Annotated in this window: 9 protein-coding genes; 5 read left to right on the forward strand and 4 right to left on the reverse strand. The window is 39.7% G+C overall.

Annotated features, from left to right (window positions below; all coding sequences use genetic code 11):
- Positions 1-101 precede the first annotated feature (101 nt).
- Positions 102-2,258, reverse strand: coding sequence for a prolyl oligopeptidase family protein (locus tag I6E80_RS14450; RefSeq protein ID WP_197185842.1), 2,157 nt, complete (start codon positions 2,256-2,258; stop codon positions 102-104).
- 165 nt (positions 2,259-2,423) lie between these two features.
- Here I6E80_RS14450 and I6E80_RS14455 point away from each other — a divergent pair, with 165 nt between their 5' ends.
- Complete coding sequence (locus I6E80_RS14455; protein ID WP_197185843.1) at positions 2,424-2,738, forward strand: DUF962 domain-containing protein; 315 nt, start codon at positions 2,424-2,426, stop codon at positions 2,736-2,738.
- A 507-nt stretch (positions 2,739-3,245) separates the two neighbouring features.
- A complete protein-coding gene (locus I6E80_RS14460) occupies positions 3,246-5,816 on the forward strand; it encodes a TonB-dependent siderophore receptor (protein ID WP_197185844.1) in 2,571 nt (856 codons plus the stop codon).
- Between the two features lie 105 nt (positions 5,817-5,921).
- On the opposite strand, the gene I6E80_RS14465 is transcribed toward I6E80_RS14460, so the two are convergent.
- From I6E80_RS14465 to I6E80_RS14475, 3 genes are all read right to left on the reverse strand, one after another.
- Positions 5,922-6,923 (reverse strand): branched-chain amino acid aminotransferase, encoded by a 1,002-nt coding sequence (locus I6E80_RS14465; RefSeq protein ID WP_272941825.1) that lies wholly within the window; start codon positions 6,921-6,923, stop codon positions 5,922-5,924.
- A 191-nt stretch (positions 6,924-7,114) separates the two neighbouring features.
- Positions 7,115-8,167, reverse strand: coding sequence for an acyl-CoA desaturase (locus I6E80_RS14470; protein ID WP_024600119.1), 1,053 nt, complete (start codon positions 8,165-8,167; stop codon positions 7,115-7,117).
- The gene (locus I6E80_RS14475) at positions 8,164-9,207 is read right to left on the reverse strand and encodes a flavin reductase family protein (RefSeq protein ID WP_197185845.1); all 1,044 of its coding nucleotides are present in this window, start codon (positions 9,205-9,207) and stop codon (positions 8,164-8,166) included. Before I6E80_RS14475 ends, I6E80_RS14470 begins: the two co-directional genes overlap by 4 nt.
- Positions 9,208-9,475: 268 nt before the next feature.
- Between I6E80_RS14475 and I6E80_RS14480 the strand changes: the two genes are divergently transcribed.
- From I6E80_RS14480 to I6E80_RS14490, 3 genes are all read left to right on the forward strand, one after another.
- The gene (locus I6E80_RS14480; protein WP_197185846.1) at positions 9,476-10,651 is read left to right on the forward strand and encodes a PQQ-dependent sugar dehydrogenase; all 1,176 of its coding nucleotides are present in this window, start codon (positions 9,476-9,478) and stop codon (positions 10,649-10,651) included.
- Positions 10,652-10,801: 150 nt separating this feature from the next.
- On the forward strand, positions 10,802-10,981 hold the full coding sequence (locus tag I6E80_RS14485) for a DUF6435 family protein (RefSeq protein ID WP_007375469.1): 180 nt from the start codon (positions 10,802-10,804) through the stop codon (positions 10,979-10,981).
- A gap of 615 nt (positions 10,982-11,596) precedes the next feature.
- A complete protein-coding gene (locus I6E80_RS14490) occupies positions 11,597-11,833 on the forward strand; it encodes a DUF3144 domain-containing protein (protein WP_024600116.1) in 237 nt (78 codons plus the stop codon).
- Positions 11,834-11,914: the final 81 nt, after the last annotated feature.

Consider the following 11,914-nt stretch of genomic DNA (forward strand, 5'->3'; position numbering starts at 1 on the left):
ACTGTTAACTGTTAACTGCTAACATTGAAAAGGCCGAGTAAATTAAATTTACTCGGCCTTTTTGCTCAGCTATTAAAGTTAGCTATTTAGTTAAATCGCTTTTATAACGACTCTACGCCCATGTTGTAAAGCGTAAAACCAAATATATCAGCGTACTGCTCAATTGTTTTGCTTGTTGGAGTACCTGCACCATGCCCTGCATTGGTTTCTATGCGAATAAGCGTTGGATTATTACCCGTTTGCTTTGCTTGAAGCTCAGCTGCAAACTTAAACGAATGCGAAGGGACAACGCGGTCATCATGATCGCCAGTTGTAATCATAGTAGCTGGATACTCAACACCTGCTTTTACATTATGAAGTGGTGAATAACCTTTAATGTATTCAAACATTTCTTTGCTTTGCTCGCTCGTACCGTAGTCGTATGCCCAACCAGCGCCCGCAGTGAATGTATGGTAGCGCAACATATCAAGTACGCCTACAGCAGGTAGAGCCACTTGAAATAAGTCTGGACGCTGCGTCATCACTGCGCCAACTAACAAACCACCATTAGAGCCACCGCGAAGTGCTAAGCGCTTTTTAGACGTGTACTTTTTATCTTTTAAGTACTCAGCCGCTGCAATAAAGTCGTCAAACACATTTTGCTTTTGCAATTTTGTGCCTGCATTATGCCAGTCTTTACCGTACTCACCGCCACCACGAATATTAGCAACGGCGTACACACCACCTTGTTCAAGCCATACTGCATTAACGGGGCTAAAGCTTGGCGTTAAACTAATATTAAAACCACCGTAACCATATAAAATAGTAGGGTTTGAACCATCAAGCTTAATGCCTGTTTTATAGGTGATTACCATCGGTATTTTAGTACCGTCTTTTGATGTGTAAAACACCTGCTCAGACGTGTAATCATCGCTATTAAAATCAATAGCCGACTTACGATAAACACCCGATTCACCTGTAGTTACATCAAACGTATAAGTAGTACCTGGTGTTTTGTAGTTAGTAAACGAATAATAAAGCGTTGTTTGATCTTTTTTACCGCCAAAACCACGTGCAGTACCCACGCCTGGCAACGTAATTTCGCGAATTAGCTCGCCTTTTCTGTTGTACTGTTTTACCTGCGAAATAGCATCAACCATGTAGTTGGCAAAAAAGGTATCGCCACCTTTTGTCAGGTTTAGTACGTTTTTGGTTTCAGGAATTAAATCAACCCAATTTTCAGGGCTTGGATCGCTTGCATCAACCGTCACTACTTTTTTGTTTGGTGCATTAAGGTTAGTAACTAAAAACAGCTTGCTGCCTTCGTTATCAATCACTGATGTATCTGAATCAGTATTTCCTACAACCGTTACAAACTCACTGTTTTCTTTTGTTAAATCTTTTATAAACAGCTTATTGCCTGAAGTAGACGTACTAGCTGAAATAAGTAAGTAGCGGCCGTCATGAGTTACATCAGCGCCTACATAGCGATGTTTTTGCTCATCAGTTTCACCAAATACAACACTATCAGCAGATTGAGCAGTACCTAGCTTATGGTAATACGCTTTATGCTGATCTGTTTTAGCCGAAAGCTCACTGCCTTTAGGCTTTTCGTAGCTTGAATAATAAAAGCCTTCGTTGCCTAACCAGTCTATACCACTAAATTTAACATCAACTAGCGCTTCTTCAACTTGCTCTTTAGTATGTGCATCAATAACTATAATTTTACGCCAATCGCTGCCACCTTCAGATATTTGATACGCGAGTAATGAGCCATCTTTTGAAAACGATAAACCCGACATAGACGTCGTACCATCGTCACTAAACTTGTTTGGATCTAAAAATACTTCTACGTCGCCGCCATCTTTACTGCGATACAAAACATACTGATTTTGCAAGCCATCGTTTTTATAAAAATAGGTGTAATCGCCTTCAGTAAAAGGAGCGCCTATTTTTTCGTAATTCATTAGTTTTTCAAGGCGCTGCTTTAACTTATCGCGATAAGGTATCTGCTCTAAATAAGAAAACGTTAAACTGTTTTGCGTTTTAACCCAATCGGCAGTTTCGCCGCTCATATCATCTTCAAGCCAACGATATGGGTCGCTAACTGCTTCTTCAAAGTAGGTGTCTACGATATCGCCTTTTTTTGTTTCTGGGTATATAACTGCATTAACTTGCTTCATTGGTGCTTTTACTTCTTCTTGAGTTACCGTATTAGTTGGCTCTGAACAGCCGCTAAGCGCTACAATTACAGCACATGCTAGAGTGTGTTTAAACATCCTGAGTTCCATTCTTATTTATTAATAGTGCACATAAGTTATTAACTTTTAGCTCTTTTGTCTATTTAGATGCGTTAAGCGCCATTTATCGCTGTAAACAAATGTAAACTTACGCTTTAATAGTTCACAACACTGATAAAATAAAAAATAATAAAAGAGCACACTATGCAAAGTACAAACCCCACGTTTAAAAGCTTTAAAGCCTTCTACCCTTATTATTTAAAAGAGCATCGCAACGTGATTTGCCGCCGCTTACATTTTATAGGAAGCGCCCTCGTTCTTGCTGTAATCGCAATAGCATTATTGAAACAGCAATATAGTTTATTATGGCTATTACCTGTTATTGGATATGGGTTTGCGTGGGTCGGGCATTTCTTTTTTGAAAAAAACCGCCCAGCTACTTTTAAACACCCCTTTTACAGTTTATGGGGAGATTGGGTCATGTTTAAAGACATGCTTGTTGGAAAAATTAAATTTTAACACTATTTTTTAGTAGTCTTTTTTATACTAATTACTTATAAAAACAAAATTACTTCATGCTTTAAAGTATAGGTTCTAATAAGTAGTACATAATTTATATTACACCCATTAAATGTTAATTTAATTAACATTTAATGGGTGGTTTTGTATTTTATGTTTCTAAAAATATTTATAACTCAGCCGTTGTTTATTGCCAGCCCAATAAAAATGGCTTTCCACTCATGACTAGTTAAACCTATCAACCTCATCTTACCAGTTAATTAAACGTTAAATTTAACTTTTAAATATAATTCATTATCCATCAATTACTTAGCAACCACCTTCACTATATAACCAAAACAATGGTCATTATAAAAAACAACCAAATGTAATTATAAAAACACCTAAATTAATTGAATGTTATTCAATTGACTGACTTTGTTAATTAAGTATATGTTCAAGGTAACAGAGAGGTTTAATCTTTTTGTACATAACTAAAATAATTCAATGGGTATGGGGAAATACAGCATGAATAGAAAACCGTTATTTAAATTACAGCAATCGGTACCACAAATATTACTCGCAATGAGCGCATCTGCTGCACTACTTGGTTCGCTCTCAGCAAATGCTGCAGAGCAAGACACGAAAGCAGAAGAAAACATCGAACAAATAAGCGTAATTGGTTCTCGCCGATTAGGCCGTACAGTAGAAGACAGCGCAGTACCCATCGATATAATTGGCGCTGATGCCCTTAAAAATTCTGGCTTTACTGAAACGAATGCCCTACTTAGCAGTTTATTACCCAGCTTTAACTTCCCGCAGGCATCACTTACTGATGGCAGCGACCATGTACGCCCTGCTCAGCTTCGTGGCTTAGCACCCGATCACACCTTAGTGCTTGTTAATGGTAAACGCCGCCACAGCAACGCATTACTTAACTTAAATGGCTCAACGGGTCGTGGTTCATCATCGGTTGATTTAAATGCAATACCAGCAAATGCTATTGCCCGTATTGAAGTATTACGCGATGGAGCAGCAGCGCAATATGGCTCTGACGCTATAGCGGGTGTTATTAATATTGTGCTTAAAAGCGCAAGTAGTGGTGGCTCAGTTGCGGCTATTTATGGTGCTAACGTAACCGAAATGGACGGTGTACCACAGCTTGAATCTGTATCTGAAGGTAGCGACGGAAATTTAGCATTTACCGAAGGGGGCGATCGCTCTTTAACAGACGGCCAAACACTCACACTTCAAGGTAATATGGGTTTTGAGCTTGGCGATAATGGCTTTTTAAATATCTCAACAGAATACCGCGACCGCCATTCAACTAACCGCTCTGACTACGATAACCGTGAAAACTACGCACGATTAGATGATGGCTCGCTAGACCCTCGTGAACTTACCGTAAACCGTTATAACCATAACTTTGGTAATGGCGATGTTGAAGACTTTTCAATGTTTTATAACGCAGGTTATCAATTAACAAACGATATCGATTTATATTCGTTTGGCTCTTACAGCAAACGTGAAGGCGAAGGTGGCGGGTTTTATCGCCGCGCGAGTGATAGCCGTAATATAGAAGAAGTATACCCTGATGGTTTTTTACCGGTTATTACTTCAGACATAGATGACTTTTCGCTGGCACTTGGCGCTAAAGGTTTTATAAGTGAATGGAATTACGATGTATCGGCCGTATATGGTCAAGATGCGTTCGAGTTTGGCGTTATAAATAGCTTAAATACCTCATACGGCCCTACTAGCCAAACAAGCTTTGATGCCGGAACACTTACCTACGATCAACTTACCTTAAATGTTGATTTTAATCGTGAGGTAGACGTCAGCTTTTTAGAAAGTTCAGTAAGTGTGGCCGTAGGTGCTGAGTATCGCCGCGAAGGGTACCAAATTGATGCAGGTGAAGAAGCTTCATATGCACAAGGCACATTTGGCCCAGGTGGTGCAGTAACCGACCCAGTTGATGGCCCATTTGGCGCAGCGGGTTCACAAGTATTTCCAGGTTTTACACCCGAATCAGAAGGGGATAACAGCCGCCATAACGTGAGCTTTTATATCGACCTTGAAACCTACCTAACCGACGATTGGAATTTAGCAGTTGCCGCCCGTTATGAAGATTATTCAGACTTTGGCGATACCATTAATGGTAAAATTGCGACTCGTTATTCGTTAACTGAAGACTTAGCGCTGCGCGCATCGGTTTCTACTGGTTTTAGAGCACCGTCGTTACAACAGCAATACTTTACCTCAGTAGCCACTGTATTTGTTGATGGCGAACCAACCGAAACCGGCACATTTGCACCGGGCAGCGATGTAGCAAAAGCACTGGGCTCACCTGGTCTTGATGCCGAGGAAGCAACAAACTACGGCGTTGGTTTTACATGGTCTACCGACTTTAATTTCAGCTTATCGGTTGATTACTACCAAATATTAATTGATGACCGCATTGTGTTATCAAATAACTTATCGGGTGCTGCTATTGAGCAACTACTTGAAGGTACCGGTGCTAATCAGGGCCGCTTCTTCTTAAACGCAATTGACAGTAAAACCCGTGGTGTTGATGTGGTTGCCTCTTATAACGTAGCAACCGATGGTTACGGCGATTTAGCCTTTAACCTCGGTTATAACTACGGCAAAAATGAAGTCACCAATATTATCGACCCACCAGCAGAACTACAAGGCGCAGGGTTTGATCAAGACAACTTGTTCTCTGGTAATGAGCTGCGTCGCTTTGAAGTAAGCACACCGCGTAATAAGTACAACTTAAGTGCAACGTGGACTAACGATGATATTCGTACAACGCTTAGAACAACACGCTACGGTGAAACTCAAGATCCATCATCAACGGCAGAGCTAAATGAAGTACTAAAACCAAAATGGATCACTGATTTAGACGTAGCTTATGCACTTACCAATAACGTATCGTTAAGCTTGGGAGCGAATAACATTTTTGATATTTACCCAGACGCAACACGCGAAAATGTTGACGAAGTAAGCACTTTCTCACGCTTGTTTGCATACTCAAGCTTTTCACCGTATGGATTTAACGGACGTTACGTGTACGGTAAAATAGAAATGAAGTTTTAATAAGCACAGCTTAAAGTACCCAAACACACAAAAGCCACCGATTAGGTGGCTTTTTAATGCGAGTTACTATTAAATCTATTATTAAATCTATTACTAAATCTATTATTAGATTTTAGTTAACCAGCCGTGCTTGTCTTCACTTTTACCCCATTGAATATCGTTCAATGCTTGGCGAAGGCGTGCTGTAGTAGGACCCGGCTCGCCAGTACCTACTTTGTATTCTTTATCGTTATGAATAAACGTACCCACAGCAGTTAGTACAGCTGCAGTGCCCGAAAGCGCAGCTTCAGTGCCAGGTTTAGCCGCACGCTCTAATAGCTCAGTAACGCTAAAGTTACGCTCGCTTACCGTCATACCTAAATCTTTTGCAATGGTTAAAATACTGTTGCGTGTAACACCGTGTAAAAAGGTGCTATCAAGCGCTTTAGTAATAATCTCGTTGCCATCAATAAGTATAAAGTTAGCAGCACCGGTTTCTTGTACATCGCCACCTGGGCAAAACAAAATTTGATCAGCTTGATACTTTATACGTGCAGCGCTAATAGGTGCTAGTGCACTGGCGTAGTTACCACCACTTTTTACCATACCCATGTGCGGAGCGCAGCGCATGCCATCTTCTTCAAGCAGTACACGTAGTGCAGTTGCACCACCGGCAAAGTAGTCACCTACTGGCGATAGTAATGTATATAAAAGCGAGCTCATTGATGGCGCTGCGGCTTTACCAATTGCAGCCTCAGTACCAATGTGCGTTGGGCGAATATACATAGAGCCTGGTGGTAATGGCGTTTCATCTGCGTATTCACGCATAATATCGATAATCATCGTTTTTAGCATATCGCTGTCAAAACTCGGTAAGCTTAATAGCGCTGAGCTTTGTTGCATACGTGCAATGTTTGCATCCATTCTAAAAAGATAAACAGAACCATCTTCATGGCGAAAGGCTTTTAAGCCTTCAAAACATGTACTTGAATAATGAAGAACGTGCGCACCAGCATGAAGTTCAAGTTTATCGGAAGGAACAATTGAGCTTTCGCTCCATTTATTATCAGAAAAACGAGCTTGAATCATCTGCGGCATAAACACGGTACCAAATGCGGCCATTTTAATCTCTCTTGTGTGGTCTATTTCCCTCCATTGTATGACAATCACACGCTATTTAACCATAGCTAAAGTAAGGCTTTTTTAATTAACTATGAGAATTTTTTGCAAGTGCTGTTTACTAATCAACCGCTTTGGGTGCTATAAACAAAAAAATCGACCTATGCTGTTACATATATCGATTTTTTAAAACAAATAATTTATTTAAACGAGTATTTAATAATACGTTTTAATACCGACGTATACTGTCTAAAAAAGCCACCAGTGTGATAATCAATACCGTGTTTTTGCAAAACAGCTTGCACTTGCGGTGCAACTTCTTGATAGCGCGAAGACGGCATATCAGGAAATAAGTGATGCTCTATTTGGCAGCTCAAATGCCCTGTTAAAACATGAAACCAATGCGACCCTTTAATATTAGACGAGCCCAGTACTTGGCGGTAATACCACTGCCCTTGGGTTTCGTTTACGCAGTCTTCTTGTTTAAAGGTCTCTGTTTCTTCAGTAAAGTGACCACAAAATATTATGGTCGACGTCCATAAATTACGGATTAAGTTTGCCACTAAATTCCCCGCCAATACCCATAAAAATAAAGGCCCTGCAAGTAACGGAAATATCACATAATCTTTAATTAACTGGCGAGCGCCTTTACTAAAAAAGCGTTGCTTTAATGTAGAGTGTGATACAAGCCCTTCGCGGTTTTCTTTCTTTTTACCAATAAAAACACGCTCTGCAGCTAACTCGTGATACGACACGCCCCACTGAAATAACACACTTAAATTAATATACGTAAAAAACTGCCATACATTTTTAAAGCGCCACTTAAAATCATCGCTTAAACGCAACAAGCCATAACCAAAGTCTCTGTCTTTACCAATAATATTAGTATACGTATGGTGTTCAAAGTTATGAACGCGGTGCCAGCTTTGTCCATCGCACGCAATGTCCCACTCATAATGTTGTGAGTTAAGTTGCTTGTCGTTCATCCAATCGTATTGACCATGCATTACATTGTGACCAATTTCCATATTGTCTAAAATTTTAGCAAGTGCCAATAATAAAACGCCTGCAACCCACAATAATGGCTGAATAAAACCAAGCATTAGCAAAATTCGCCCGCTCCATTCACACACTCGCTGTTTGCGCACAACAGAGCGAATATAGTCAGCATCTTGTTGGCCTACTTTGCCAAGGGTGTCCATTTTAATGGCATCTAGCTCGCTTGCGAGCATGTCATAGTTAATGTTTTTCATAATTGTAACTCCAAATCACTAACAGGTTGGCTTACGCAAAGTTGGATTAATTGCTCGCCGTTGTCACTCAATTCACCTGTTTTTAAATTACGTACCACGCCTGACTTTTTAATACATTGGCATTGATGGCAAATACCAATACCGCAACCGCGTTTAACGGGTAGCTTTTTTTCTTCAAACTGATTCAGTAAAACATCGTTGCCCGATACAACATGGGCACTGGCGTTAATTTTCACATTAAATTGGCTGTCGTCGTTTAAGCTAGGCAGCGCCAAAGAAAATGCTTCTTGGTAGTAATTTAGCTTGTGCGTTTTAGCAAAATCGCTCACCGTTTGCATAAATGCAACAGGGCCACAGCAGTAAATATCTGGATTTTCCCACGGCTTAATATTGCTGGTTATATCGCTTGATTGCTCACGCGTTAATAATAAAAACGAAAAATGCTCAAATTGCGCTGCCAACTCACTTAGCTCATCAACACATTGATGCTCAGTGGCTTTTGCGTAATACACTAACGAGACTTTTTGCGTAGTTTGACTTAAGTAATCATCAAGCATAGCCAGCATAGGTGTTATACCCGACCCACCGGCAACAAAAGTAGCCGGTGTATGTGTATTTTTAAATACAAAGTCGCCGCTTGGCGCAGAAATATTGCACCACAACCTCGCTTTTAATGCACTGCTGAGTAAGCCTGTAAAACGCCCTTGCGCATTTGTTTTGATTAGTAAGCGCACCAAACCTGTATTTTTAAATTGCTGAGCGCTTGAAGCCACGGTAAAAACGCGTGTTAATAATCGCCCATTAATTTCAAGCGTTAAACTTATATGCTGCCCTGACGTATGTGTCTGCCATTGTTTGCTTGGCTTAAGCTGCACACTTAAAAAGCCGCCATCAAGCATAGCGGTACTAACTACTTGCGCTCTAAACTGCCCTGCACGCCACGCAGGTTTAAACACCTGCATTATTGGCTCTATGTAGCCTGCAAAACTTTGATGGTGTAAAAACCATTTTGAAAATTGGTTTAATACTTGTGTCATCATGGTTAAATCTCTATCAAATCTTAATTATTTTGAACTTACACGTGTACGCTCAAACTTCAGCGCACAAGTGTACGCTCAAATTTTAAGTTTTCAACCCCAATAGAGTAATTATTCAATTTTTTATTAGCGCTAATTGCTAAAACAATTTCCTGTGAAGAGGTAATTTTATAAATATATAAGTGTGTATTTTTCATTCAACTCAACACTTAACAAATTTATTTATGCCATGTTAAGGTTATAAAAGACTGAATTAATTTTGGAAGCCATAATGATAAATTTAATGTCACATAACACACTCCCTAAACTAATAAGTGCAGGCCTAGCCATTGCTATATTTGCTACTAACGCACCCGCGCATGCAAAAAGCGATTACGTAAAAAACTATAAACAGCTCGATACTTTAGCGCTTAGCGTTAACGCAGTAACAGCTGCAGAAGGTGTGGTTATACCTTGGGCTATTGAGCCTTTAGCTAATGGTGATTTATTAATATCTGAGCGCAGTGGAAAATTATTTTTATTACCTAAAAATACCACTAAATTAACTGAGGTCTCTGGGCTGCCAGGCATTGACGCTAATGGCCAAGGTGGATTACTTGATTTATCACTACACACCGATAGTAAGCAAAACCAATGGCTGTACTTTAGTTACTCAAGTAGTGAGGGCAAAGGAAGCGGCAGTAACACCGCCTTAATGCGCGCTAAGCTAAGTGACGATCATACGCAGTTGTCTGATCAGCAATTGCTGTACAAAGGCGAGCATAATAGTACCAAAGGCCAGCACTATGGCAGTCGTATTGTGTTTGATGATGAAGGTTATGTTTATTTTTCAATTGGCGATCGCGGCTCGCGCGATATAAACCCACAAGATCTCACGCGGGACGGCGGTAAAATTTATCGCTTACACGAAAATGGTAATATCCCAAGCGACAATCCGTTTGTTAAACAAAAAAATGCAAAACATGCGGTATGGTCTTATGGGCACCGTAACCCACAAGGCATGTGGTTTGATAATCAAAATAATATTTTATGGTCTCACGAACACGGGCCACGCGGCGGTGATGAGCTTAACATAATAAAAAAAGGCGCTAACTACGGATGGCCTTTAGTAAGTTATGGCGTTAACTACAGCGGTACCAAGTTTACCGACCTTAAAGAAAAAGACGGCATGCAATCGCCTGTATTACACTGGACCCCTTCAATTGCCCCTTCCGATATGTTGTATGTAACGAGTGATAAATACCCAAAGCTTAAAGGTAAGCTATTACTAGCATCAATGAAATTTGCATTTATTAGCGCATTGGAACTCTCAAAGGGTAAGGTTGCTAAGCAATATAAAATACTCGACGGCATTGGCAGAGTACGTAGCCTAGCCCAAGGCAGCGATGGTTTTATTTATTTAGGTATTGATGGCCAAGGTATTAAACGCTTAGAGCCAGAAAAATAAACACTAGCACTAGCACTAGCACGCAAAATTACACTGCGTTTACTTTGCGCTTTTAAAGCGCAAAGTAAACATTTTCACCAAACAAAGAACTATTAAGCCAATTAATGCGTACACTAAATACATATAATTTAATAAATTAAGAGAATACTAATGTTTTCATTTTTAAAGCCTGATCCCGTAAAAAAACTGCGTAAAGAATACGACGTAAAACTAGAGCAAGGCATGCAGGCACAAAGAAAAGGCGACATTAAAAGCTTTGCCATGTTAAGTGCAGAAGCCGAAAAAATCTGGAGTGAAATAGAAACTCTAGAGGCAAAAAAAGCTAAATAATACCAATCGTGTTAAGTTATTAGACATTTATAGCGACGGACAAATAGAGTGATAACAAGGCATAAATTTCGACATGTAGTTGTTCTACATGAGAAATTTATAACGCCGTTAACGCTTTATTTAGCACGCTAGAAAGGCTAAATACTTAAGTCGATTGGTATCAGTATACTTAAGCGTGTCAGCCTTACTTTAATAGCAGGTAGACGCGTTTAGTAAATAATTAATGACCTCGTTTTTACAACTTCCACCACCAGTAAACCACCTTTTATAATATGCTTACACAAACAAGTGTACTTAAAGCGGTTACTTGCATTATCGCCGCCGTTTTTTAGTGGCTGTTAAATCATTTAAAAAGGCTTTTAGCTTTCATTTTAAATATGTAATTGCTGCATTTACGTACAGTACTGGCGTTTTTCCTCCTAAGTCAAAAAATGAGGACGTTTTCCTCATTTGTGCATATCATTAAAAGAACAACCCGCCTGAAAGTTTATAACTGGCAATGTGTTACAAGATTTGCTATTACTATTAAAAATAACTAAGAGGACATACTTTGCTCATAAAAAGAGGAAAGTGTCCTCTGATAAAGCTATTATATGTTTAGGGAATGTTCAGAGTATGGATGAAAAATTTGAAGAAGTAGTCGGCCGGTATTTAGAAAAAGCGATTGAAGTTGAAACTGAGACTTCAATGTCTCAAGCAAGCTCTTCAATGCTATTTGCTACCGCTTGCTACAATGCTCAAAACATTCTTGATAAATCATCCCCAAACAACCTCGAAGCTAATATTACAGAGTATATTGAAATGTATGAGGATATGCTTAGGAACTCTATTGAGCACTACTCCAGCAAATAAACATATAACAAGTGACTATGGTGTCAATTCCTAATTTCAAACCATTTTAGGATCCCACATGACACCATCCCTCACCATAGA

The organism is Pseudoalteromonas sp. NSLLW218, assembly GCF_015864775.1.
Taxonomy (GTDB): Bacteria; Pseudomonadota; Gammaproteobacteria; order Enterobacterales; family Alteromonadaceae; genus Pseudoalteromonas.